Below are 25987 nucleotides of genomic sequence, written 5' to 3'. Positions count from 1 at the left end.
ACATGGGGAGATCTCCCCATGGCGGGGGACGCCCGGAGTTTGTAGTCTTTCGGAAGCGGCCAACGGAGCGGAAGAGGACTGAAACTGTGGCGTTGAGCGACTATGACATCTCGCCGGGTGCTCTCGAGACGATCAAGGCGAAGGTCGAGACGGAGCACGAGCACATTTCGACGAAACGTGACGCCCTCTCGACGGCCGTCGACGACTGCATCGAGTCCTGCCAGATGCCGCAGGTGGCTTCGGCGCTCACGGAGGCCTGGAACGGGCTGCTCGCGCTGCAGACCGAGGCCGCGGAGACACGCGTCTCCAACGCAGCGACCGCGCTGGGGGACGTGGCCCGGGCCTTCCGAAACAGCGACCAGTCCATGATGGACGACGCCACCTCGGCCGCGAACGCTGTACCCGACTTGGAAATCGATGACGGAAAGTCTGTATGAACCATGGGCCTGAATACGGAATGCCTGAAGAACTGGCCGAATCCAGACACTCTGCGCGCCGATGCCGGAACTCTGAAGACCAAAGGCAACAAGGTTCATGAGGCCGTCGGAGACTGCGCGACGGAGTGGGCGCCCGTCGCCGACCAGTACCGCTCCGGAGAGGGGCGGGATCAGATCGTCCAGGCGATGACGCTTCCCCTGGCCCACGGGGCGGCGGTCAGCGTGGCCAGCGAGCGGATCAACGGGCACCTGGCGACGTTCTGCGACACCATCGTCGACCTCGAGGAACGGCGGACGAGCCTGAACTCCCGCATCGGCGATTTCAACTCGAACGAGAGCTCGACAGACGAGGACAAGAGCAATCCGAGTACCGGCTACGGCTCCCAGAGCGAGATCCAGGGGAAGATCGACGCCCTCGGCCAGGACTTGATCGCCGCAGCGGACAAGTGCGCCAAGGACATCAACTCGGTGGACGTCACGTCGCCCGGATTCGTTGAGGCGATCACCTCGAAGGAAGTCGGCATCACGGCCGGCCTGCTGGGAGCAGGGCTGACCCTGACGCAGTTCAAGGACGTCGAATTCACCCGCGTGACCGTCGTCAGGACGACGTTCCAGCAGTGGAAACTCACCGCCATCCAGATCCCCACACGCACGATCGTCACGCCGAACGGGCGCTACATTTCAACCGTGACCCTCGTCCAGGCGCAGGTCAGGACGCTGACCACGGAGACCATCACGGCCATGACGTGGACCCAGCGGCAGCTGCTCAACCTGCGTCCCGAGGTCAACGAATTCCTGTACAAGCAGTCGCAGACCTACCGCGATCTGATCGACCGCTACCCGGACCGCTGGGCGCCGATGACGCCCGGCAGCCGCCCCGCCTGGTGGCGCCCCGACCAGAAGCTGATGAACACGGTCGACGACTTCATGGACGCCAAGGGGTGGACGAAGTTCGCCAAGGGGGCCGGCCCGGTCATGACCCTGGTGACCGCGGGGATGACCTACGCCGACGAGTACTCGGACGCCAAGGAGGAGCTGCTCAAGGACCACCCGGACTGGACTGAGGAGCAGATCCACAACCGGGCCCTCTACGAGGCCACTCTCAAGGGCACGACGAAGGTCGGGCTCGATATCGCCGCCGGTATGACCGGAGCCGCGATCGGCACGGCGATCGGCGGCCCGGTGGGAACCGTCGTCGGCTTCGCTGTCGGCATCGGCATCTCCTACGTCCTCGATGCCACGGGGGCGAAGGATTGGGCGGCGGATACGGTGACGGACATCGCGGACGGCGTGGGGGACATCGCCGAGGATGTCGGTGGCGCCGTCTCGGACGCCTGGAACTCCATCTTCTGATGGAGAATGGCAGCAGCCTTCGAAAGGGGCCGACGATTGAGTGACTGGTTGCCGATGGCGATCCTTGGAACGATGAGCGCGGTGCTCATCGTCTCCGGCGTGATGGCGTACCGCCAGAAGTATGTGGCGTGGCTGGCGCTGAAATCCTTCTTCCCCGGTTGGCCCGGGCTGGCCGGCCTGTACCTCGGCATCGCCATCGCGACGATCCTCGTGCTGAACTCGATACTCGACGCCGCGACCGCCGGGAACCTCCTGCTCGGTCTGGCCGTCCTGGTGCTCTTCGCGGTCTTCGTGCTGTGCCTCGTGACGGGCATCGTCGGGATGTTCTGGCTGCCGCGCTTCCTGCTCCCGCGGTGGGTCGAGGACATGGTCGAGGAGATCCGCCGCGGCGACGACCCCCTGAGCCGGGACCTGCGGCCCGGAGGACGCCTGCACGGACGCCTCGGTGTCCCGGGATCGGCCCGGGTGCACACCCGGCGAAAGGACGATGATGACCAGCAGTGACCTGCCGCCAGGGTGGATCCGGCGGGACGTGGGGACCGTGCACCTGAACCTCCCCGAGGCCTGGGAGGCCGTCGCGGCCCCGCAGGCGACGGCGGCCTTCGCGCACCCGGCCCTGGACGGGCTCGGCTTCCGTCCCAACGTGGTGATCCGCGAGAGCGTGTACTCGAGCTCTGCGGCCGCGCTGGCCGCCTACTCGCTGGCGACCACGCGGGCCGTGTTCAACAACTGCTACTTCGTCTCGCACGACGAGGTCGAGATCGACGGCACCGAAGGGCGCCGGCAACGCTACACCTACGACGGCGGCGGGTTCAGCCTCGTGGTCGAGCGCTTCCTCCTCGTCCGTGGCGGGCACGCGCTCGAGCTGACGACGACGGCTCCCATCTGGATGGCGTACGAGGTCCTCGAGGGCAACGCGTTCGTCGCCGGGTCGCTGTCCTGGGATCGGACGGGGCCGGCGCACGCCCCCGGCCCCGCAGATGCCGACCCCGCCTCCGGGATCCGGGAACCGCGGCACGACCCCTGGCTGACGGAACTGGCCGGCCACCCGGTCGAGGACCTGTCGAAACTGCCCGCGGTGCAGGCCTTCTCATCGGAGGGGCCCCTGCTGGATGCGGCCACGGTCGAGTTCCTGCTCCAGCAGCACAAGCGCCACCGGCTCGGCCGGTTCGATCTGCTGAGCCACCAGCCGATGGTGGACCGCCTCGTCGAGGCCGAGCTGATGGAGCAGGACGGCCGTTTCGGAAAGAGCCTCGAGTTCATGTTCGGCGCCCTGCGCGAACCCGACTTCACGGTCGCGGTCGACGGCAGGCACGAAGGCGTCGGGACGTCGCTGCGCGTCTACGCCGGGGCGGGCCGCGCACTGGTCCTCGCTGGAGCTGCGGCGTCGGAACTCGTCCACGGGACGGGGCCGGGGGAGCGGGTTCCCGAGGGCAGCGCGCGGTTCGACGTCGTCGGCATCGAAGCACTTCCCGCCCTGATCGCCGCGTGGGCCGGCGTCGGACCGGCGTGGAGCGTCGCCGGGAACGTCACGCGGCTCGCCGCCGGAGACTTCCTGCTCGGCTGCGACGGGACGCTGCAGCCGCCAGGGGACGCGGATGCCGCCTCCCGCCGGCTGATCGAACAGCCCTGGTTCGCCTGGAACATGTCGATCGAGGGGACGGGATTCGAGCGCAGCTGGCTGAACGCAGGAGCTGCCGGGCAGTATGCCGTCGGCGCACTCGACGACGGCGGCACGGAGATGTCGCCCGTCCCGTCGGTTCAGGTCTGGGACGTGCTGATGCAGGAGCTCGGGGCCGCCACGATCGCGCGACCCGCCGACCGAAATTAGCAGTCTGCTTGCATGAGTGCCAGCGGTTCCATAAAGTGTGGTTAGCACTCGACGCCGTCGGGTGCTAAAGCCTGAGGAACTGCCAACTGGCACCGCGACGACGGTTGGTTACACCCCTTCTGGCCCCAGTAACCATTGGTAACTCACGCAAAGGAGAGATCCGCATGCCGGTCTCCATCAAGCCTCTCGAGGATCGTATCGTTGTTCAGCAGCTCGAAGCTGAGCAGACCACCGCTTCCGGACTGGTCATCCCGGACACCGCCAAGGAGAAGCCCCAGGAGGGCAAGGTCGTGGCCGTGGGCCCGGGCCGCTTCGACGACAAGGGCCACCGCGTCCCGGTCGACGTCAACGAAGGCGACGTCGTCATCTACTCCAAGTACGGCGGAACCGAGGTGAAGGTCGGCGGCGCCGAGTACCTCGTGCTGTCGGCCCGCGACGTCCTGGCTGTCGTCGAAAAGTAGGTCTTTTACGCGTGTAGCCCCGGCCAGCCAAGTGCCGGGGCTTCGCGCCGTTCCGAAGGAGTTACAACATGGCAAAACAGCTCTCGTTCAACGACGAAGCGCGCAAGGCGCTCGAGGCGGGCATCGACAAGCTCGCCGACACGGTCAAGGTGACGCTGGGCCCGCGCGGCCGCAACGTCGTCCTGGCCAAGCAGTGGGGCGCCCCGACCATCACCAACGATGGTGTGACGATCGCCCGCGAGATTGAGCTCGAGGACTCGTACGAGAACCTCGGCGCCCAGCTGGCCAAGGAAGTCGCCACCAAGACCAACGACATCGCCGGCGACGGCACCACGACCGCCACCGTGCTGGCGCAGGCCCTCGTGAAGGAAGGCCTGCGCAACGTGGCCGCCGGTGCTGCACCGGGCGAGGTCAAGCGCGGCATCGAGGCCGCCGTGGCCGCCGTGGTGGCGCGCCTGGCCGAGAACTCCCGCGCCGTCGAGGGCCAGGACGTGGCCAACGTGGCCGCGATCTCGGCCCAGAACGACGAGGTCGGCGAACTGCTGGCCCGCGCGTTCGAGCAGGTCGGCACCGACGGTGTCATCACCATCGAAGAGTCCAACACGACGCAGACCGAGTTGGACATCACCGAGGGCATGCAGTTCGACAAGGGCTACCTGTCCCCGCACATGGTGACCGACCCGGAGCGCCAGGAAGCCGTCCTCGAAGACGCGCTCGTCCTGGTCAACTCCGGCAAGATCTCCACGGTGCAGGACTTCCTGCCGCTGCTGGAGAAGGTGCTCGAGGCCAAGAAGCCGCTGCTGATCATCGCGGAGGACGTCGAGGGCGAGGCCCTGTCCACCCTGGTCGTCAACAAGCTGCGCGGCACCCTGAACGCCGTGGCCATCAAGGCCCCGGGCTTCGGCGACCGCCGCAAGGCCATGATGCAGGACATCGCGATCCTCACCGGCGCCCAGGTCGTCTCCCCGGACCTCGGTCTGAAGCTGGACCAGGTCGGCCTCGAGGTCCTCGGCACGGCCCGCCGTGTCACGGTCACCAAGGACTCGACCACGATCGTCGACGGCGCCGGTGAAGAGACCGACGTCAACGACCGCGTGGCCCAGATCAAGGCCGAGATCGACCGCACCGATTCCGACTGGGACCGCGAGAAGCTCCAGGAGCGCCTCGCGAAGCTCTCCGGCGGCATCGGCGTGATCCGCGTGGGCGCCGCCACCGAGGTGGAGCTCAAGGAGCGCAAGCACCGCATCGAGGACGCCGTGTCCTCGACGCGTGCCGCACTCGAGGACGGCATCGTGGCCGGCGGCGGTACCGCGCTGGTCAACGCGCTGTCCGCGCTCGACACCGACGCGACCGTCACCGCCCTCGCCGGCGATGCGGCCGCAGGCGTCGGGATCGTCCGCCGCGCACTGGTGCAGCCGGTTCGCTGGATCGCCGAGAACGCCGGCTACGACGGCTACGTCGTCGCCGCCCGCGTGGCCGATCTGGAGCCGAACCAGGGCTTCAACGCCAAGACCGGCGACTACGAGGACCTCCTGGCCGCCGGCGTCATCGACCCGGTCAAGGTCACCCGCTCGGCCCTGCAGAACGCCGCATCCATCGCGGCGCTCGTGCTCACGACCGAGACCCTCGTGGCCGACAAGGTCGAGGACGAAGACGGGGAGTAGTCCCCGCCCCCGCCTCCGGCCGCGGCCGGCGGAGGGCCCGTGAACGACGTCGGCGCGTCGCCTGTGAAAGGCGGCGCGCCGGCGTCGTTCTCTGCTTTGCTGGGGGATCATCGAGTCCCGTGAGCCGTTTGGAATAATGACCACCGTGAAGCCAGAGCAGCAAGAGCCAGCCAGCACGCCACCGCGACCGCCGTCGATGGCCGACGTCGCCGGCGTCGCCGGGGTGTCCCACCAGACGGTCTCCCGGGTGCTCAACGGCCTTCCCAACGTGCGCGAGGGGACCCGCGAACGCGTGCTCGAGGCGATCGACCAGCTCGGCTACCGGCGGAACCGCGCCGCCCGCGCCCTCGTCACGGCGCGGACGAGCACCATCGGCATCCTCACCGTCGGCAGCGAGTTCTTCGGCCCGCAGTCCACGGTCCTCGCGGTGGAGGCCGCCGCCCGCGCCCGCGGCTACTTCGTCTCCGTGACATCGCTCGAGAGGTACGACGCCGACTCGGCGCTGGTGGCCCTGAACCACCTGGTCGACCAGGGGGTCGACGGCGTGGTGGTGGTCGCCCCGCTCGAGCTCGTGACGGAGGCCATCGACGACGCGGCCCTGAGCCTGCCCATGGTGGTGGTGGCGGCGCGCCCGGACGTCCCCGCCGCGGATCCCGTGCAGTACGTCTTCGTCGACCAGCGGTCCGGCGCCCGCCAGGCGACCGACCACCTGCTGGGGCTGGGACACCGGCGGATCGTCCACGTCTCCGGGCCGGTCGGCTGGTTCGACGCTGCCGAGCGCCTGCGGGGCTGGAGGGAGTCGATGGCCGCGGCCGGCTGCGACGCCGTCGAGGCCGCCGCGGGGGACTGGTTCGCGGCCAGCGGGTTCGAGGTCGGCACGCGCCTCGCCCGGCAGGTGTCCGCGGGGGAGGCCACCGCCGTGTTCGCGGCGAACGACTATCTGGCGATCGGGCTGCTGCGGGCCTTCTGGGAGGCGGGCCTCAGCGTTCCCGACGATGTGTCGGTGGTGGGGTTCGACGACCTCCAGAGCTCCGCGTTCTTCATCCCGGCCCTGACGACCGTGCGCCAGCCCTTCGCGGAGGTCGGCCGGACGGCGCTCGCAGCACTGCTGGACGGGGCCGATGCGCCGGGCGCGCCGCACGTGCTCACGCCGTCGCTGGTGGTCCGGGGGAGCACGGGCGCTCCGCGGGCGAGCTGATCCCCGGGCCCGGAGGGGCCGCTGACAGACCTTTGAGGCGACCGTGTTGCGCGCCACTATTTGTTAGCGCTAACATAACTCGTGGGGATTCCCGGCGGCGTCTGCCGGCCGGGACAGCACCGATGATCGGCTCCCGCAGGACGGGGAAAGGACTCAGGCTCATGGATTCGCAGCGCACCGCCGCCGTGCGGGAGGCCATCACGGCCGGCCGCACCACGCTGGGCATCGAGCTCGGCTCGACCAACATCAAAGCCAGCCTGATCGGCGAGGACCACGCGCCCGTCGCCAGCGGCAGCCACGGCTGGGAGAACCGGTTCGAGGGCCGCACGTGGACGTACCCGCTCGAGTCCGTGTGGGAGGGTCTGGCCGCGGCCTACGCCGCCCTGTGCGACGACGTCGAATCCCGCTTCGGCGTCCGCCCCGCCAGCTTCGACGCGATCGGCGTCTCCGCCATGATGCACGGGTACCTGGCGTTCTCCGCCGCCGACGAGCTGCTCGTCCCCTTCCGCACGTGGCGCAACACGACCACCGGCGACGCGTCCGGGGAGCTGACCGACCGCTTCGGCTACAATATCCCGCTGCGCTGGTCCATCGCCCACCTCCACCAGGCCGTGCTCGACGACGAGGCCCACGTGTCCGACGTCGACTTCTTCACCACGCTCGCCGGCTACGTGCACTGGCAGCTCACCGGCTGCAAGGTCCTCGGCGTCGGCGACGCCTCGGGCATGTTCCCGATCGACCCGGCCACGGGCGGGTACGACGCCGGCATGCTCGCCACCTACGACTCCCTCGCCGCCGAGCGGCGCGCGGCGGGCCGGACGGCGCCGCCGGCCGCCGTCGTCGACCTGATGCCCGAGGTCCTGACCGCCGGCGCGGACGCCGGCGTCCTCACCGAATCCGGCGCCCGGCTGCTCGACCCGAGCGGCGCGCTGCGCCCGGGCATCCCGCTGTGCCCGCCGGAGGGCGACGCCGGCACCGGGATGGTCGCCACCAACTCGGTCGCCCCGCGCACCGGCAACGTCTCCGCCGGCACCAGCATCTTCGCGATGGTCGTCCTCGAGCAGCCGCTCTCCGCCGTCCACCACGAGCTCGACATGGTGACCACCCCGTCCGGCGACCTGGTCGCCATGGTCCACTGCAACAACGGCGCCAGCGAACTGGCCGCGTGGGCCGGGCTGTTCGGCGAGTTCGCCGCGGCGCTCGGCACGCCGGCGGCCGGCGACGACGTGTTCGGCGCGCTGTTCGCCGCCGCGCTCGAGGGCGAGGCCGACGGCGGCGGGCTGATCGCCTACAACTACCTCTCCGGCGAGCCGATCACCGGTCTCGACGAGGGCCGGCCGCTCTTCGCGCGCACCCCGGACTCCACGCTCAGCCTGGCGAACTTCATGCGCACCCAGGTCTACGCCGTGTTCGGCACGCTCAGCCTCGGCATGAAGGTGCTCGACGGCGAGGGCGTGCGGCTCGACGCCATGTTCGCCCACGGCGGCCTGTTCAAGACCGCCGGCGTCGCCCAGCGCTTCCTCGCCGCCGCGCTCGGCGCGCCCGTCGCCGTCGGCACCACCGCCGGCGAGGGCGGGGCGTGGGGCATCGCCGTGCTCGCCGCCTACCGCCGGGCCGTGCTCGACGGCGCCGCGACCGGCCTCGGCGGCTACCTCACGTCCCGCGTCTTCGCGGGCACCGAGCTCGACGTCGTCGCCCCGGACCCCGCGGACGAGGCCGGGTACGCCGCCTTCCTCGAGCGCTACGAAGCCGGCCTCGCCGTCGAGCGCGCCGCCGCCGAGAACCTCTGACCACCCCTTCCCAGCCCAGAACCCAGGAGCCGACATGACCGCCGCGAATCCGCTGGACGCCTACCCGCAGTCCGTCCGCGACGAGGTGGCGCGCGTGCGCCGCGTCGTCGCCGACCTGCACGCCGAGCTGCCCCGCTACGAGCTCGTCGTCTGGACGGCGGGCAACGTCTCCCAGCGCGTGCGCAACGCCGACGTCCCCGACGGCAGCGCCGACCTGTTCGTCATCAAGCCCTCGGGCGTCTCCTACGACGACCTGACGCCCGAGTCGATGGTGGTGTGCACCCTCGACGGCGAACTGCTCGACGGCGACCGGTCGCCGTCGTCGGACACCGCCGCGCACGCCTACACGTACCAGCACATGCCGCACGTCGGGGGAGTGGTGCACACGCACTCGACGTACGCGACCGCCTGGGCCGCGCGCGGCGAGGAGATCCCCTGCGTGCTGACGATGATGGCGGACGAGTTCGGCGGCCCCGTCCCGGTGGGCCCGTTCGCGATCATCGGCGACGACTCGATCGGCCGCGGCATCGTCGAGACCCTCAGCGGGTCCCGCAGCCCGGCCGTGCTGATGAAGAGCCACGGCCCGTTCACGATCGGCGCCGACGCCCGCGCGGCCGTGAAGGCCGCCGTGATGTGCGAGGAGGTCGCCCGCACCGTGCACATCTCCCGCCAGCTGGGGGAGCCGGCGCCGATCGAGCAGGCGCACATCGACTCGCTCTACGACCGCTACCAGAACGTCTACGGCAAATAGCCGGCCCCAGAACTTTCACGAAAGGATGAACATGACGCAGGCACAGAAGCCGTACGCCGACCAGGAGGTCTGGTTCTTCACCGGCAGCCAGGACCTCTACGGCGAGGAGACGCTGGCGCAGGTCGCCGAGCAGTCGCAGCAGGTCGCCGCCGCCCTGGACGCCTCCGGCGACGTCCCGGCCAAGATCGTCTGGAAGCCCGTGCTCAAGGACAAGGACGCCATCCGCCGCGCCATGCTGGAGGCGAACTCGAACGACGCCGTCCTCGGCGTCGTGACCTGGATGCACACCTTCAGCCCGGCCAAGATGTGGATCTCGGGGCTGAACGCGCTGACCAAGCCGCTGCTGCACCTGCACACGCAGGCCAACGTCGAGCTGCCGTGGGAGTCCATCGACATGGACTTCATGAACCTCAACCAGGCCGCGCACGGCGACCGCGAGTACGCCTACCTGGCGACCCGGATCGGCGCCTCGCGCACCACCGTGGTCGGCCACGTCTCCAACCCGGCCGTCGCCGCCCGCATCGGCAACTGGGTGCGCGGCGCGGCCGGCTGGGCCGCCACGCAGTCGCTCAAGCTCGTCCGCTTCGGCGACAACATGCGCAACGTCGCCGTCACCGAGGGCGACAAGACCGAGGCCGAGCTGCGCTTCGGCGTCTCCGTGAACACGTGGGCGGTCAACGACCTGGTGGAGGTCGTCGAGGCGGTCTCCGAGGGCGACGTCGACGCGCTGGTCGCGGAGTACGAGGCGCAGTACGACGTCGCCGCCGAGCTGCGCGCGGGCGCCGAGCGGCACGAGTCGCTGCGCTACGCGGCCCGCCAGGAGCTCGCGATGGAGAAGTTCCTCTCCGACGCCGGCGCCAAGGCGTTCACCACCAACTTCGAGGACCTCGGCGGACTGCGGCAGCTGCCGGGCCTGGCCGTGCAGCGGCTCATGGGCAAGGGCTACGGCTTCGGCGCCGAGGGCGACTGGAAGACCGCCGTCCTGGTCCGGGCCGCGAAGGTCATGGGCGCGGGCCTGCCCGGCGGCGCCTCGCTGATGGAGGACTACACCTACGACCTGACCCCGGGCAACGAGCTCATCCTCGGCGCCCACATGCTCGAGGTCTGCCCGTCGCTGACCACCTCCAAGCCGCGCATCGAGGTCCACCCGCTGGGCATCGGCGGCCGCGAGGACCCCGTGCGCATGGTGTTCAACGCGGACGAGACCGCCGGCGCCGTCGTCGTCTCCCTGGCCGACATGCGCGAACGGTTCCGCCTGACGGCGAACGTCGTCGACGTCGTCGTGCCGCCGCAGGAGTTGCCGAACCTGCCCGTGGCGCGCGCCGTCTGGCGCCCGCGCCCGGACTTCTCGACCTCGGCCGAGTCGTGGCTGACGGCCGGCGGTGCGCACCACACCGTCATGTCGACGGCGGCCGGCGTGGAGGCGTTCGAGGTCTTCGCCGAGATCTCCCGCACGGAGCTGCTGGTGATCGACGAGGACACGACCCGCCGCGGCTTCGCCGACCAGGTGCGCTTCAACCAGGCCTACTACCGGCTGGCGCAGGGCCTGTAGGGGCTACTGGGCCGCGCGAAGGGCCGGCACTCTCCCGACGGAGGGTGCCGGCCCCTTGCGTGCCCGCCGTCCAGCGGTGAAGGTGAGTGCTAGGTCAGCCCCAGAGCACCCCGCAGCGCAGCCTCGACTGCTTCCATGCCGACCCGGCTGAGACCACCGGCGTCCTCCTCGACTTCGTCGGGATACAGGGTGGTGAGGGTGTCTGCCCGAACGAGCCCGACAACGCACTCGTTCTCGGGGAGCCGTTGCACGGAGGCGAGGCCTTCATATTTGTCCGTCGTTGTGATGCGCACGACGAGCGCGTCTTCCAATGCGCGGTTTCGCTGATTGTTTGAGACGACGACCCAGGGCTTGCGACCCCCACCGAGATCAGCGAAATAAACGCGCCCGCGTTGCAGCGGGGATGTGATCGGCATCAGTCGACCGTCGTATCTCGGCTGCGCCGATCGTCTCGGCTGCGCATGGCTTTCCGCTCAGAGCGCGTTTCGTCGGCCATCTCCGCGTACAGCTCGGCCTCGCGACGTTCCTGCACTACCCGGAGCCCCTCGTGCATCAGTGCGCGGATCGTCGACGACTCACTCGGGTGCGACGGAAGCTGCTCACTCAGGTAGCCGGGTGCCCCGCGGAGTACGGCGAGATCGCGGAGATCTTGGCCCGTCAGGGAGATCGTGACGCGTTTGGAAGCTGTTGAGCCGGCAGTGTTCATAGATGCAATTCTACGCATCAGTTGATGCATCATCAAGTGATGCGCAAGGTGTTGTGCACTAGTGGTCTTCCGTCCAGGCCGCCAGTTGTTGTGGGTCATGACGTTGTGACGGCGCCGGGATGTGAGGTGCCCCCACGGCCGGCTGGGACGACACGCCCGGGCTGGACGGGGTCGGGGCGGGTTGACACGGAAGGCCCGCCCCGGCACTCCGGCGGTTACATCGTTGGAAGACTGCGAGCAAGTAGCTTTCGTGACTAAACCGTAATGGAACGCGTGTGTCCACGATCACCTGTGAGCGCTAACATCTAGTGGGTTGGATCACCCGCACTGAACTTTCGCCGGGAGGCACTAGATGATCAAGAAGAACAAAATGACGTCGCGTTGGATGGCGATGGCCGCAGGCGCGACCATGATCGGCGCGCTGGCGGCCTGCGGCGGCTCGGGTGCCGGCGGCGCCGGCGCCGGCGGCGGGGGCGAGGAGCCCCAGTCGATCGAGGACATGACCGTCGGCGTCGCCATGCCGACCGAGACGTCCGAGCGCTGGATCGCCGACGGCGCCGCCGTCGAGTCGCAGCTCGAGGAGGCCGGCTTCGAGGTGGACCTCCAGTTCGCCAACGACGACATCCCGACCCAGCAGCAGCAGATCGACCAGATGATCACCAAGGGCGCCGACATCCTGATCGTCGCCTCGATCGACGGCACCGCCCTGGCGAACCAGCTGAAGGCCGCCGCCAACCAGGACATCCCGATCATCGCGTACGACCGCCTGATCAACGGCACCGAGAACGTCGACCACTACGTCACGTTCGACAACTACCAGGTCGGCGTCCAGCAGGGGACCTCCCTGCTGCGCGGTCTCGGCGTGCTCGACGAGAACGGCGAGGAGACCGGCGAGGAGGGCCCGTTCGCGATCGAGCTCTTCGCCGGCTCGCCGGACGACAACAACACGGCGTTCTTCTGGCAGGGCGCCATCGACACCCTCCAGCCGTACCTGGACTCCGGCGTCCTCGAGGTGGCCTCCGGCCAGACCGAGATGGACCAGGTCACCACCCTGCGCTGGTCGCAGGAGACCGCGCAGAAGCGCATGGAGGACCTGCTGACCGCCCACTACGGCGGCGGCAAGGAGCAGCTCGACGGCGTCCTCTCGCCGTACGACGGCATCTCCCGCGGCATCATCACGGCCCTGCAGAACGCCGGCTACGGCGACACCATCGAAGACGGCCTGCCCGTGACCAGCGGCCAGGACGCCGAGATCGCCTCCGTGAAGCTCATCGACACGGGCGTGCAGTTCGCGACGATCTTCAAGGACACCCGCAAGCTCGCCACCCAGGCCGTCGAGGCCGCCGAGTCCTTCGCGAAGGGCGAGGACCCCGAGGCGAACGACACCGAGACCTACGACAACGGCAAGAAGGTCGTCCCGGCCTTCCTGCTCGAATCGGACATCGTCGTCGCCGAGAACATCGAGCCGCTCCTCGTGGATTCGGGCTACTGGACGGCCGAGGAAGTCGAAGCCGGCCAGGGCGACTAGGCCGGTGCGCCGCCCCGGAACAGCGGAGGCGGCGCTCCCAGCGCAGACCGGGGCCGGACCGAGAGGCCGGCCCCGGTCCATGCGCCCCGACCCCACCACCAGGCACCACGCAAGGACGTCCCATGGACAGCACCATCCTGCAGATGCAGGACATCACCAAGACCTTCCCCGGGGTCAAAGCCCTGTCGAACGTGAACCTCTCCGTCGCCCGCGGCGAGATCCACGCGATCTGCGGCGAGAACGGCGCCGGGAAATCGACCCTGATGAAGGTCCTCTCCGGCGTGTACCCGCACGGCACCTACGAGGGGAAGATCGTCTACGAGGGCGAGGAGATGAAATTCTCCTCGATCAAGGATTCCGAACGCCACGGCGTCGTCATCATCCACCAGGAGCTCGCGCTGGTCCCGCACCTGTCGGTCGCGGAGAACATCTTCCTCGGCAACGAGCAGGAGCGCGCGGGCTTCATCGAGTGGAACCACACCAACGCCGAGGCCGCGAAGCTGATGGCCCGGGTCGGACTCGACGAGCAGCCCGTCACCCAGGTGGGGCAGCTCGGCGTCGGAAAGCAGCAGCTGATCGAGATCGCCAAGGCCCTGAGCAAGGACGTCAAGCTCCTCATCCTGGACGAGCCGACGGCCGCGCTGAACGACGACGACTCGGCGCACCTGCTCGGCCTGCTGCGCGAGCTGCGCACGCAGGGGATGACCTGCATCATCATCTCCCACAAGCTGGGCGAGATCGAGGACATCGCCGATACGACGACCATCATCCGCGACGGCCAGACCGTCGAGACGCTCGACATGTCCGATCCGGCCTCCGACCAGGACCGGATCATCCGCGGGATGGTCGGCCGCGACCTCTCGCAGCGCTACCCGGAGCGCGAGCCGGAGATCGGCGACGTCGTCTTCGAGGTCAAGGACTGGACCGTCCGCCACCCGACGCAGACGGACCGCGTGATCGTCGACAACGCCTCGCTCGAGGTGCGCGCCGGGGAGATCGTCGGCATCGCCGGCCTCATGGGCGCCGGCCGGACCGAGCTCGCGATGAGCGTCTTCGGCCACTCCTACGGCCGCGGCATCCGCGGCGAGGTCTTCATGGACGGGAAGAAGGTCGACACCTCCAACGTGGGCAAGGCCATCAAGGCCGGCATCGCCTACGTGTCCGAGGACCGCAAGGTCTACGGGCTGAACCTCATCGAGGACATCCGCATCAACACGACGGCGGCCGGACTCGGGAAGGTCTCCACCAACGGCTTCGTCAACGGCAACGAGGAGATCCGCATCGCGGAGAGCTACCGCCAGTCGATGAACATCAAGTCGCCGACCGTCATGGCCACCACCGGGAACCTCTCCGGCGGCAACCAGCAGAAGGTCGTGCTCGGCAAGTGGCTGCACACCGCCCCCGAGCTGCTGATCCTCGACGAGCCGACCCGCGGCATCGACGTCGGCGCGAAATTCGAGATCTACCAGATCATCAACCAGCTCGCGGACGCCGGCAAGGCCGTGCTGGTGATCTCCTCCGAGCTGCCCGAGCTCCTGGGGATCTGCGACCGCATCTACACACTCGCCTACGGCCGCATGACCGGCCAGCTCCCGCGCTCCGAGGCAACACAGGAGAAGCTGATGGAGCTCATGACCATTGAGAAGGAGGCCGTCTGATGAGCGTCGCATCCGAACTCAAAGACCTCTTCACGAAGAACCTGCGCACGAGCGGCATCTATATCGCGTTCGTGCTCATCATCGCTCTGTTCACGGTGCTGACGGACGGCCTGCTGCTCAGCCCGATCAACGTCACCAACATCGTCCTGCAGTACTCCTACGTGCTGATCCTGGCGCTCGGCATGATCATGGTGATCGTCGCCGGGCACATCGACCTCTCGGTCGGGTCCCTCGTCGCGTTCACGGGTGCGGTCTCGGCCGTCCTCGTCATCGGCAACGGGCTGCCCTGGTGGGTCGGCCTGCTCGCCGCGGTCGGGGTCGGCATCCTCTCCGGCGTCTGGCACGGATTCTGGGTCGCGATCGTGGGCATCCCCGCGTTCATCGTCACCCTGGCGGGCATGCTGCTCTTCCGCGGCCTGACGTACCTGACGCTCTCCAACGTCTCCCTCTCGCCGTTCCCGTCCGAGTACCAGCAGGTCGCCGGCGGCTTCCTCAACGGCCTCCTGGGCGGCTACGGGTACGACCTCTTCACGCTCGTCATCGGCGTCTTCGCGGTGGCCGGCTTCGCCTGGAGCCAGATCCGCTCCCGCTCGGGCCGCGCCAAGTACGGGCAGCAGGTCGAGGGTCTGGCGCTGCTGATCGCGAAGATCGCGGTCGTCGGCGCCGTCGTCATGTGGTTCTTCTGGCAGCTGGCGACGAGCCGCGGCATGCCGATCGTCCTGATCATCCTCGGCGGCCTCATCATCACCTACCACGTGGTCACCACCCGGACCGTGTTCGGCCGCCACGTCTACGCGATCGGCGGGAACCTCTCGGCGGCCCGCCTCTCCGGCGTGAACGTCAAGAAGGTCAACTTCTGGATCTTCATCAACATGGGCCTGCTCGCCGGCATCGCGGGCGCGGTGTTCTCCTCGCGCTCCAACGGCGCGCAGCCGGGCGCGGGCAACATGTTCGAGCTCGACGCCATCGCGGCCTGCTTCATCGGCGGCGCGTCCACCACCGGCGGCGTCGGCCGCGTCACCGGCGCGATCGTCGGCGGCCTCGTCATGGCGGTCATGTCCAACGGCATGCAGCTCATGGGCGTCGACCAGTCCACCCAGCAGATCGTCAAAGGACTGGTCCTGCTCCTCGCCGTGGCGTTCGACATCTACAACAAGCGCCGGGCCGGCGCGGCCCGGTAGGGCCAAACCGCCCAACACGACGACGGTGCGCCGCCTCCCGGAGGCGGCGCACCGTCGTCGTTCCGCCACCCGGTGCCGCTTCCCGCTCCGCCCCGATCGCACCCGCGGACCGGGATCCGCACATCGGGCACTGCTAAACTGGAGGATCGAGCAGGCTCGAATCCGATCTGCTCGCTTCAAACGTGCCCCCGAGCAGGAAGTTCCCCTCTATGGCCGCTGGCCCGACTGCGCCGCCGCGCGCGACCGCCCCCGAGCGGGCGACCGACGTGGCGAAACCGGCATTCCGCCCCGAGATCCAAGGGTTGCGGGCCTTCGCCGTGCTCATGGTCGTGGTCTACCACGTCTGGCTGGGCCGGGTCTCCGGCGGCGTCGACGTGTTCCTGCTGGTCTCCGCATTCCTGCTGACTGTCTCCTTCACCTACAAGGTCGAGGCGGGCAGACCGCTCAAGCTCGTCGGGTACTGGCTGAACCGTCTGCGCGGGCTCCTGCCGGCCGCCATCGTGGTCCTGCTCGCGGTCGTCGCCGCGACGGTCTCCCTGTTGCCGCGCACCCGCTGGGAGGAGGTCGCCAACCAGACCGTCTCCTCGCTCTTCTACTTCCAGAACTGGCAGCTGGCCGTCGACTCGGTCAACTACTACGCCGCCAACCAGTCGTCGGCGAGCCCCCTGCAGCACTTCTGGTCCCTGTCGATCCAGGGGCAGATCTTCATCCTCTGGCCGCTCGTCCTCGCGGGCGCTGCCGGCCTGTGGCGGGCGCTGCAGCGCCGCCGCCCGGACCTCGGGTTCCGGCCCGTCCTCGCGTCGGTCTTCGGGGCCATCTTCGTCCTCTCCCTCGCGTACTCCGTCTACACGACGGCGACGCGCCAGGCCTGGGCCTACTTCGACACCGGCGCCCGCCTGTGGGAGTTCGCCCTGGGCTCGCTGCTCGTCGTGGCGCTGCCGTACGCCGAGCGGCTGCCCGTGGCGCTGCGCGTCGCGATGGGCTGGACCGGCATGGCCGCGATGCTCTCGTGCGGCGTCCTGCTGACCGTCCAGGGCACGTTCCCCGGATTCATCGCGCTGTGGCCGACGCTGGCCGCCGGCCTCATCATCGGCGCCGGGCAGACCGGGAGCCGCTTCGGCGTCGACCGCCTCCTCTCGACGAAGCCGCTCGCGCGACTCGGCGGCATCTCCTACGCGCTCTACCTCTGGCACTGGCCGATCCTGGTGATCTACCTGATCAACAGCGGCAGCGACGGCGCGGACTGGCTGAGCGGCTCGGCCGTGATCGGCCTGTCCCTCGCGCTGGCGTGGGCCACCACCAAGATGGTCGAGACCCCCCTCCACCAGTGGCACTGGCCGACGCAGCGGCGCCGGCGCATGTCGCTGGTCGTGGCCGCGCTCATCGGCGCCGTGCTCATCCCGCTCAACGGGTGGCAGAACAAGGTCGACGCGTACGAGGAGGCGGCCGCGCTCCAGACGCCCGCCGACAACCCGGGCGCCGCCGCGCTATGGGCCGGCTACGAGCCAGACATCGACCCGGCCGCCGCCATCCTGCCCCTGTCGACCGCGCTCGACGAGGAGTGGGCCAACGCGGGCGGGGCCTGCACCGGGCAGTTCCAGCCCGAGGACGAGGGAATCGAGTTCTGCCGCCAGTACGGCGACCCCGCGACCGCGGAGAAGTTCGTCATCCTGCTCGGCGACTCCCATGCCCAGCACTGGACGACGGCCATGCAGCCGGTCGCCGAGCAGAACGACTGGGCCTGGATCCTCATCCACGAGCCCGGCTGCCGTTACGGCACCGCCGGCGAGGGGCGCAGCGAGTCCTGCAACGATTTCATCGAGGCGGCGCCGGACTACGTCCTCGAGCACAACCCGGACGCCGTCTTCACGGTGGCGTCGCAGACGGCCAAGTATCCCGACGGCGAGCTCACGCCCGCCGATCAGGAGCAGGTCGCGCCCGGCTACGTCGAGGGCGTGCTGCCCTTCGCCGAGGCCGGCATCCAGGTCGTGGGCCTGCGCGACACCCCGCGCTACACCTACTCCGTGCCCGAGTGCGTCGACATGCGGGGCACCGAGAACTGCTCGCTTCCCCAGGACTACGTGCTCGCGGCCGAGAACCCGCTCGACGAGCTCTCCCAGCAGGTCGAGGAGGGCACGCTTCCCCGCGAGCTGAGCTTCTTCGACCTCACCGACCAGTTCTGCATCGACGGCACCTGCCAGGCGGTCATCGGCAACGTCATCACGATCCGCGACGAGGATCACGTCACGCGCACCTACGCGCACACGCTGGCGCCGGTCTTCGAGGAGCGCTTCCGCGCCGCCGTCGGCTGGTAGGGCCCGGACCGGGCGCCGCCGGCGCGGACGTGCGCCAGCCGACAGCCGGGACGCGGAATGCGCGCAGGCGTCTTCGCGTTCTAGGATGTAACCACCCCTCCTCTGGTTCGCGAAAGGCCCCCATCCGTGTCTGAGTTCAACCCATTCGCCCTCGAAGGGCTCACCTACGACGACGTGCTCCTCCTGCCGGGCCCGACGGACGTGATCCCGTCCGACGCCGATCCCTCCACGCGCCTGTCCAAGCGCATCCGGCTGAGCATCCCGCTGACCTCGGCCGCCATGGACACCGTCACCGAGGCGCCGATGGCCATCGCGATCGCCCGCCAGGGCGGCATCGGCATCATCCACCGCAACCTCTCCATCGAGCAGCAGGCCAAGCAGGTGGACAAGGTCAAGCGCTCCGAGTCCGGCATGATCACCGACCCGGTGACCATCAGTCCGGGCGCCACCCTGATGGAGCTCGACGACCTCTGCGGCCACTACCGCGTCTCCGGGCTGCCCGTCGTCGACGACGAGAAGAAGCTGCTCGGCATCATCACGAACCGCGACACCCGCTTCGTGCCGCGCGAGGAGTTCGCCACCACCAAGGTGTACGAGAAGATGACCCCGATGCCGCTCGTCACGGCCGAGGTGGGCGTGCAGCCCGAGGTCGTCCAGGACCTCCTCGGCCGGCACCGCATCGAGAAGCTGCCGCTGGTCGACGGGGAAGGCGTCCTGCGGGGCCTGATCACGGTCAAGGACTTCGACAAGGCCGAGCAGTACCCGCAGGCCACCAAGGACGACGAGGGCCGCCTGCGCGTCGGCGCCGCCGTCGGCTTCTTCGGCGAGGGCTACGACCGCGCGATGGCCATGGTCGAGGCCGGCGTCGACGTCCTCGTCGTCGACACGGCCAACGGGCACAGCCAGGGCGTGCTCGACATGATCGCCCGCCTGAAGAAGGACCCGAAGGCCGCGCACGTCGACGTCATCGGCGGCCAAGCCGCGACCCGCGAGGGCGCCCAGGCGCTGATCGACGCCGGCGCCGACGCCATCAAGGTCGGCGTGGGGCCGGGCTCCATCTGCACCACCCGCATCGTCGCCGGCGTCGGCGTCCCGCAGGTCACCGCCATCTACGAGGCCGCGAAGGCGGCCATCCCGGCCGGCGTCCCGGTCATCGCCGACGGCGGACTGCAGCACTCCGGCGACATCGGCAAGGCCCTGGTGGCCGGCGCCGACTCCGTCATGCTCGGCTCGCTGCTCGCCGGCACCGCCGAGTCCCCGGGCGACCTGGTCTTCATGAACGGCAAGCAGTTCAAGACCTACCGCGGCATGGGCTCGATGGGCGCCATGCAGACCCGCGGCAAGAACACGTCCTACTCGAAGGACCGCTACTTCCAGGCGGACGTCCCGACCGACGAGAAGCTGATCCCCGAGGGCATCGAGGGGCAGGTCCCGTACCGCGGCCCGCTCTCAGCGGTGGCCCACCAGCTGGTCGGCGGCCTGCGCCAGACGATGTTCTACGTCGGCGGCCACACCGTCGCGGAGCTCAAGGCCAAGGGCAAGTTCGTCCGCGTCACGGCCGCCGGTCTCAAGGAGTCGCACCCGCACGACATCATGATGACCGTGGAGGCACCGAACTACAAGTCGCGCTGACCCGCGGCGACCAGGGCCCTCCCGGTGGAGAATTCTCCGCCGGGAGGGCCCTTGCGTTGCGTACAATTCATAACGCCCTGCCCGGTTTCCTCCGGAGGGCGCCGAACCACCGCCCGAACGAAAAGGACACCACCTCGTGGCCCAGCCGAAACAGCTCAAGAAGCTCGCCCGCGAACGCATGGCGCGCACGGGGGAGACCTACACGCAGGCACGCAAGGCCGTGCTCGCCGGGGCGCCCGCTCCCGGCGGCCGGCCGTCGTCGTCCGCCCCCGCGGCGGAGGAGCACGACGACGGCGCGGAGCTGCCGGAGTACCCGGCGCCCGAGGGCGTCCTCCAGTACGACGCCGGGCTGTGGTCCCGCGTCCTCACCCAGGCCGGGGTCACCGACCCGCGCACCGGCCGGCCGGTGACCGAGGCCCTGCTGGCCGGGCTCGCCGGCGGCATCGGCTTCATGGTCTTCACGTTCGACTACGAGTCGGGGACGACGGCGACCGTGGTCACCCGCGCGCACCCCGAGCCGTACGTCGAGAACCTCGTCTCCCGCGTCGGCGTCCCCGTGCGCCAGGCCCACACCTCGAGCGCCAAGGCCGCCCAGGCGCACCTGGACGAGGCGCTGGACGCCGGCCGCGCCGTCGTCGTGCGCGTGACCGAGACCGTGCTGCCGTGGGTCGACTCGGACGTGCCGGACACCGACGCCGAGTCCGTCGACCTGGCCGTCCTGGGGGAGGACGAGGACGGGAAGTACCTGATCGACGACGGCTCGGGCGCGCTGCGCCTGCTGCGCCCGGGGCAGCTCTCGGCCGCCCGCTCGCGGCGCAAGAAAGACAAGAACTGGCAGGCGTGGGTCCCGGAGTCCGTGCCGCCGCGCGAGGACGCGCTGCGCGCCGCGATCATCGAGGCCGTGCGCGAGACGTCCGGCCGCCTGCTCGGCGAGAGCGAGCTCGAGGGCATCCCGGCCCACTTCGCCAAGAACTTCGGCGTCTCCGGGCTGCGCACGTGGGCCGCCAAGCTCACCGGGACCGGCGCCCGCGACTGGCCGGCCATGTTCGCGGATCCCGACCGCCTGGACGCGGCCCTGGCCATGGTCTCCGGCTTCTTCGACAGCGGCCGGTACAGCGGCGCCGGCGGGCTGCGCGGGCTGTACGCGCAGTTCCTCGAGGAGGCCGCCGAGCGCGACGGTCTGGCGCCCCTCGCCGGCGCGGCCGGCGCCTACCGGGACCTCGCCGGGGACTGGGACGAGCTGATTTCGCTGCTGCGTCCGGAGGCCGCCCGGGAGGCCGGGTTCGCCACGACGGCCGAGTACCTGGGCGCGCTGGCCGGCCGGGTCGAGCGCCTGGCAGATGCGGAGCAGGCCGCGGCCGAGACGCTGCGCGACGCCGCCGCCGCGCTGGCCGACTAGGGGTTTCGCCGCGCTCCGGCGCGCGGGGGCCGCCGCGCGCACCGGCGACTTCCGCCGCCACGGAACATCTCGGGGGCGGAGGCGCGCTGATAGGCTGGGGCCGTGATGAACGAGATTGAGATTGGCCGCGGGAAGCGCGGTGCACGGGCCTATTCGCTCGACGATGTGGCCATCGTCCCGAACCGCCGTACGCGCGACCCCAAAGACGTCTCCGTGGCGTGGCAGATCGACGCGTTCCAGTTCGACGCGCCGATCATCGGCGCCCCCATGGACTCCGTCATGAGTCCGGCGACGGCGATCGCGCTGGGCCGGCTGGGATGCCTCGGCGTCCTCAACCTCGAGGGCCTGTGGACCCGCTACGAGGAGCCGGAGAAGGTGCTCGCGGAGATCACCGCGCTCGAGGCCGAGGCGTCGCGGGCGTTCAACCCGGCGGTCACCCAGCGCATGCAGGAGCTCTACAACGCGCCGATCCAGCCCGAGCTGATCACGGCCCGGCTCGAGGAGGTCCGCGAGTCCGGCGTCGTCGTCGCCGCGTCCCTGACGCCGCAGCGCACCCAGGAGTTCTACCGCACGGTGGTCGACGCCGGCGTCGACATCTTCGTCATCCGCGGCACCACGGTCTCCGCCGAGCACGTCTCGCAGAACCAGGAGCCGCTGAACCTCAAGCAGTTCATCTACGAGCTCGACGTCCCGGTCGTCGTCGGCGGCGCGGCCGGCTACACCCCGGCCCTGCACCTCATGCGCACGGGCGCGGCGGGCGTCCTGGTCGGCTTCGGCGGCGGCGCCACGGGCACGACCCGCGGCGCGCTCGGCATCCACGCACCGCTCGCCACCGCCATCTCCGACGTCGCCGCCGCGCGCCGCGACTACATCGAGGAGTCCGGCGGCCGCTACGTCCACGTCATCGCGGACGGCGGCCTCGGCAGCAGCGGCAACATCGTCAAGGCCATCGCGATGGGGGCGGACGCCGTCATGCTCGGCACCTCGCTCGCACGCGCCACCGAGGCGCCCGGGGCCGGATGGCACTGGGGCCTGGAGGCGTCGCACCCGGAGAACCCGAGGGGCGACCGGGTCAAGGTCGGCACGGTCGGCCCGCTCGAGGAGATCCTCTACGGGCCGTCGCACCACACGGACGGAACGTCCAACATCGTCGGCGCGCTGCGCCGTTCCATGGCGACCACCGGCTACTCCGATTTGAAGGAGTTCCAGCGGGTGGACGTCGTCGTATCCCCCTATCAAGCAAAGTAGAGGCCATGGCATCGGCTCGGGCACACCAGTCAGCGGCAGGACCATCCGGACACGGACAGTTGGGGCCGGCGAGCCGGTCCGAGTCGATCCAGGCGCTCAAGGCCACCGGTGAGCCCGGCGCCGAGCTCGACGTGCTGATCGTCGGCGGCGGGATCGTCGGGGCGGGCAGCGCCCTCGACGCCGTCACGCGCGGGCTGCGCGTCGGCATCGTCGAGGCCCGGGACTGGGCCTCGGGCACGTCCTCGCGCTCCTCCAAGCTCATCCACGGCGGCCTGCGCTACCTGGAGATGCTCGACTTCGGGCTCGTGCACGAGGCCCTCCAGGAGCGCGGCCTCCTGCTCGACCGCATCGCCCCGCACCTGGTGAAGCCGGTCCCGTTCCTGTTCCCGCTGACCAAGCGCTTCGTCGAGCGGCCGTTCGTCGGCGCCGGCATCGCCCTCTACGACGGGCTCGCGATGGCCTCGGGTCGCAGCCGCGGCGTGCCCCTGCACCGCCACTTCTCCAAGCGCGGCACCCTGCGCGCGGCCCCCAGCCTCAAGGACGACGCGTTCGTCGGCTCGATCCGCTACTACGACGCCCAGGTCGACGACGCGCGGCTCGTCGTCGACGTCGTGCGCACGGCCGCGAAGTACGGCGCGCACGCCGCCAACAGCGTCAAGGTCGTCGACTTCCTGCGCGAGGGCGAGCGCGTGGTCGGAGCCCAGCTCGTGGACCAGGAGACCGGCGAGCGGTTCGAGGCCCGCGCCCGGCAGGTCATCAATGCGACGGGCGTCTGGACCGACGAGACCCAGGACCTCGTCACGGACCGCGGGCAGCTGAAGGTCCGTGCGTCCAAGGGGATCCACCTCGTCGTGCCGCGCGACCGCTTCCAGTCGACCGTCGGGCTGATCCTGCGCACGGAGAAGTCCGTGCTGTTCGTCATCCCGTGGGGACGCCACTGGATCATCGGCACGACCGACACCGAATGGACGCTCGACAAGGCCCACCCGGCCGCCTCGAGCAAGGACATCGACTACGTGCTCGACCACGTCAACAAGATCCTCAAGCGCCCCCTGACGCGCGAGGACGTCGAGGGCGTCTACGCCGGCCTGCGCCCGCTGCTGGCGGGGGAGAGCGACTCCACGGCGAAGCTCTCGCGCGAGCACGTCGTCGCCCACCCGGTCCCCGGGCTCGTCGTCGTCGCGGGCGGCAAGTACACGACCTACCGGGTCATGGCGAAGGACGCCGTGGACGAGGCCGTGCGCAGCATGGACGACTCGGCCCCCGAGTCCTGCACCGACACCATCCCGCTGCTCGGGGCGGAGGGGTACAAGGCGGCCTGGAACAGCCGGAGCCGGCTGGCGCGCTGGGCCGGGGTCCACGTCGCCCGCGTCGAACACCTGCTCTCCCGCTACGGGTCGCTCACGCGCGACGTCCTGGAGCTGATCCGCGAGGAGAAGTCCCTCGGCGAACCGCTGCCGGGCGCCGACGACTACCTGGGAGCCGAGGTCGTCTACGCGACGACGCACGAGGGCGCCCGCCACATCCACGACGTGCTGACCCGCCGGACCCGCATCTCGATCGAGGCCTGGGACCGCGGCGTCTCGGCGGCCCCGGTCGTCGCCGAGCTCATGGCGCCGATCCTGGGCTGGTCCCCGGCGCAGATCGAACGCGAGGTCCGGCACTACCTCGCCCGCGTCGAGGCCGAGCGGGAGAGCCAGGAGCAGCCGGACGACGTCTCCGCGGACAACGCACGCATGAACGTCGACGACATCGTTCCCGTCCGGGAGGACTGACGCCCGCCGCGGGGCGCCCCGCCGCGGCCCCTCGCGGCACCGCCCGACGTGATGTTCGCCATCCCCCGGGCGCCCGGGCCGGGTCCGAGCGCCGGCCCGTTCGCTCTTCTACAAGGCATCGAAGTAGGCTGGGACGGTGCTGAAAACCGCTCTGAGGCCCAAATGGCTGCTGGCCCTGCTCCTGGCCATCCTGCTCTCCGGAGGCTTCGTCCTGCTGAGCCAGTGGCAGTTCGGCCGCGCCAAGACGGCCCCGCCGCCGCCGGCCTCCGTGACCGAGGAGCCCGTCGAGCTCACGAGCCACTTCGGCCCCTACCGGCCGATGATGGCCGGCGACGCCGACCAGATCGTCACGGCCACCGGCCGCTTCCTCCCGGACACCCAGCTGCTGGTCTCCGGCCGCCTCCAGGACGACGGCGACGGCGCCGCCGAACCGGGCCACTGGGTCGTCGCCGCGCTGGCGCTGGAGGATCCGCTCCCCGCCGGCGAGACCGCGCCGGAGGGCTCCGGCGCCGCCGCGGGGGAGGACGTCGTCATCCCCGTCGTGCGCGGCTGGCAGGAGGACGGACGCCCCGCCGCCGCACCGCCGTCGAACGAGGTGACCGTGACCGGACGGCTGCTGCCGACCGAGACGCCGCGGGCCGGCGACCACCGCGACGGGGTCCTCGACGCGCTCTCCATCGCCGAGCTCATCAACATCTGGGACGTCGACTCCTACAGCGGATTCGTCGTCGCGTTCGACGCCGAGACGGCCGCCGGGGCCGACGCCATGGCCGACGACCTCGAGCCCGTCTGGGTGGCGCCGCAGCCGTCCGAACCGCAGACCAACTGGCTGAACATCTTCTACGGCATCGAGTGGGCCGTCTTCGCCGCCTTCGCGTTCTTCCTCTGGACGCGGCTCGTCGTGGACGAGTACCGCAGCGAGCGGCGCGCCGAGGCCCTGAGCCGCACGACCAACCCCCTACCGGAAGGCGAGACCGTGTCCGAATCCCCGACGCCAGCGTCAGGACAGACCCCGGAGGCCGGGTCCTCCGCGGCCCCCGAATCGGTGACCTCGCTGACCGGGCGCCGGCTCGGCGGGACGCACCCGCAGATCCGCAACGCCGCCGGCTGGTTCAAGGCCGCCGCCTACATCACCGGCGTCTTCCTGCTGCTCCTCGTGGTGGAGATGACCGCCAAGTACGGCTTCGGCGTCGAGCTCGTCGCCGGCGGAACGCTCTTCGACGGGACCGCGAACACGCTCGGCTTCGTCCCCGTCGACGGGTACGACGGCGGGTTCAACATCACCCTGGCCATCCAGATCGCCCACGGTTGGATGTACGTCCTCTACCTATTGTGTGATTTCCGCCTCTGGATGCTGATGCGCTGGAAGTTCTCCCGGCTGCTCTTCATCGCCCTCGGCGGCGTCGTGCCATTCCTGTCGTTCTACGTGGAGGCGAAGATCCACGCGGAGGTGCAACAGGAGATCGAATCCAACCCCGCATCGGTCAAGCGCTACTAGCGGCGCAACA

21 protein-coding genes are annotated in these 25987 nt (G+C 70.0%); 19 read left to right on the top strand and 2 right to left on the bottom strand.

Translation table 11 applies throughout. The features are described from left to right. The first annotated feature begins 92 nt into the window (after nt 1-92). The 10 genes from IE069_RS05740 to araA all read left to right on the top strand — a co-directional run bounded on the left by IE069_RS05740 (nt 93) and on the right by araA (nt 11037). On the top strand, nt 93-437 hold the full coding sequence (locus tag IE069_RS05740) for a DUF6507 family protein (protein ID WP_189349164.1): 345 nt from the start codon (nt 93-95) through the stop codon (nt 435-437). 3 nt (nt 438-440) lie between these two features. Further along, entirely contained in the window at nt 441-1790 is a 1350-nt protein-coding gene (locus tag IE069_RS05735; protein WP_189349163.1) for a hypothetical protein, read from the top strand. A gap of 72 nt (nt 1791-1862) precedes the next feature. Then, entirely contained in the window at nt 1863-2294 is a 432-nt protein-coding gene (locus tag IE069_RS05730; RefSeq protein WP_189349162.1) for a hypothetical protein, read from the top strand. Next, on the top strand, nt 2278-3621 hold the full coding sequence (locus tag IE069_RS05725; protein WP_189349161.1) for a hypothetical protein: 1344 nt from the start codon (nt 2278-2280) through the stop codon (nt 3619-3621). Before IE069_RS05730 ends, IE069_RS05725 begins: the two co-directional genes overlap by 17 nt. Nucleotides 3622-3785: 164 nt before the next feature. After that, nucleotides 3786-4082, top strand: a complete 297-nt coding sequence (gene groES, locus IE069_RS05720; protein ID WP_189349160.1) for a co-chaperone GroES — start codon at nt 3786-3788, stop codon at nt 4080-4082. Nucleotides 4083-4150: 68 nt separating this feature from the next. Beyond that, nucleotides 4151-5746: a chaperonin GroEL gene (gene groL, locus IE069_RS05715; protein ID WP_189349159.1), complete on the top strand. Its 1596-nt coding sequence runs from the start codon at nt 4151-4153 to the stop codon at nt 5744-5746. Between the two features lie 136 nt (nt 5747-5882). After that, complete coding sequence (locus IE069_RS05710; RefSeq protein WP_373287797.1) at nt 5883-6944, top strand: LacI family DNA-binding transcriptional regulator; 1062 nt, start codon at nt 5883-5885, stop codon at nt 6942-6944. A gap of 161 nt (nt 6945-7105) precedes the next feature. Continuing rightward, the gene (locus IE069_RS05705; protein WP_189349158.1) at nt 7106-8734 is read left to right on the top strand and encodes a xylulokinase; all 1629 of its coding nucleotides are present in this window, start codon (nt 7106-7108) and stop codon (nt 8732-8734) included. 34 nt (nt 8735-8768) lie between these two features. Next, nucleotides 8769-9485: an L-ribulose-5-phosphate 4-epimerase gene (locus IE069_RS05700; protein WP_189349157.1), complete on the top strand. Its 717-nt coding sequence runs from the start codon at nt 8769-8771 to the stop codon at nt 9483-9485. Between the two features lie 31 nt (nt 9486-9516). Beyond that, nucleotides 9517-11037 (top strand): L-arabinose isomerase, encoded by a 1521-nt coding sequence (gene araA, locus IE069_RS05695; protein ID WP_229790972.1) that lies wholly within the window; start codon nt 9517-9519, stop codon nt 11035-11037. A gap of 89 nt (nt 11038-11126) precedes the next feature. On the opposite strand, the gene IE069_RS05690 is transcribed toward araA, so the two are convergent. Together IE069_RS05690 and IE069_RS05685 are read right to left on the bottom strand one after the other, a co-directional pair. Then, the gene (locus IE069_RS05690; protein ID WP_189349155.1) at nt 11127-11453 is read right to left on the bottom strand and encodes a type II toxin-antitoxin system PemK/MazF family toxin; all 327 of its coding nucleotides are present in this window, start codon (nt 11451-11453) and stop codon (nt 11127-11129) included. Beyond that, nucleotides 11453-11743, bottom strand: a complete 291-nt coding sequence (locus tag IE069_RS05685) for a hypothetical protein (protein WP_189349154.1) — start codon at nt 11741-11743, stop codon at nt 11453-11455. The genes IE069_RS05690 and IE069_RS05685 overlap by 1 nt, the downstream gene beginning before the upstream one ends. 370 nt (nt 11744-12113) lie before the next feature. On the opposite strand from IE069_RS05685, the gene chvE reads away from it, so the two are divergent. The 9 genes from chvE (at nt 12114) to IE069_RS15725 (ending at nt 25977) form a co-directional block, all read left to right on the top strand. Further along, complete coding sequence (chvE, locus tag IE069_RS05680) at nt 12114-13271, top strand: multiple monosaccharide ABC transporter substrate-binding protein (RefSeq protein ID WP_189349153.1); 1158 nt, start codon at nt 12114-12116, stop codon at nt 13269-13271. Nucleotides 13272-13393: 122 nt separating this feature from the next. Then, entirely contained in the window at nt 13394-14929 is a 1536-nt protein-coding gene (gene mmsA / locus IE069_RS05675; RefSeq protein ID WP_189349152.1) for a multiple monosaccharide ABC transporter ATP-binding protein, read from the top strand. Beyond that, entirely contained in the window at nt 14929-16110 is a 1182-nt protein-coding gene (gene mmsB, locus IE069_RS05670) for a multiple monosaccharide ABC transporter permease (protein WP_189349151.1), read from the top strand. Before mmsA ends, mmsB begins: the two co-directional genes overlap by 1 nt. A 209-nt stretch (nt 16111-16319) precedes the next feature. Next, complete coding sequence (locus IE069_RS05665) at nt 16320-18425, top strand: acyltransferase family protein (protein WP_189349150.1); 2106 nt, start codon at nt 16320-16322, stop codon at nt 18423-18425. Nucleotides 18426-18551: 126 nt separating this feature from the next. Then, nucleotides 18552-20057, top strand: a complete 1506-nt coding sequence (guaB, locus tag IE069_RS05660; RefSeq protein WP_189349149.1) for an IMP dehydrogenase — start codon at nt 18552-18554, stop codon at nt 20055-20057. A gap of 136 nt (nt 20058-20193) precedes the next feature. After that, the gene (locus tag IE069_RS05655) at nt 20194-21456 is read left to right on the top strand and encodes a BtrH N-terminal domain-containing protein (protein WP_189349148.1); all 1263 of its coding nucleotides are present in this window, start codon (nt 20194-20196) and stop codon (nt 21454-21456) included. A gap of 102 nt (nt 21457-21558) precedes the next feature. Continuing rightward, nucleotides 21559-22704, top strand: a complete 1146-nt coding sequence (locus IE069_RS05650) for a GuaB3 family IMP dehydrogenase-related protein (RefSeq protein ID WP_189349147.1) — start codon at nt 21559-21561, stop codon at nt 22702-22704. 5 nt (nt 22705-22709) lie between these two features. Then, on the top strand, nt 22710-24479 hold the full coding sequence (locus IE069_RS05645) for a glycerol-3-phosphate dehydrogenase/oxidase (RefSeq protein WP_189349146.1): 1770 nt from the start codon (nt 22710-22712) through the stop codon (nt 24477-24479). 136 nt (nt 24480-24615) lie between these two features. Further along, a complete protein-coding gene (locus IE069_RS15725; protein WP_189349145.1) occupies nt 24616-25977 on the top strand; it encodes an SURF1 family cytochrome oxidase biogenesis protein in 1362 nt (453 codons plus the stop codon). Nucleotides 25978-25987: the final 10 nt, after the last annotated feature.

This window comes from Zhihengliuella salsuginis, from assembly GCF_014651715.1.
GTDB lineage: Bacteria > Actinomycetota > Actinomycetes > Actinomycetales > Micrococcaceae > Zhihengliuella > Zhihengliuella salsuginis.
Note: the sequence above shows the minus strand (reverse complement) of the source record. Positions and strands in the feature narration are given on the sequence as shown.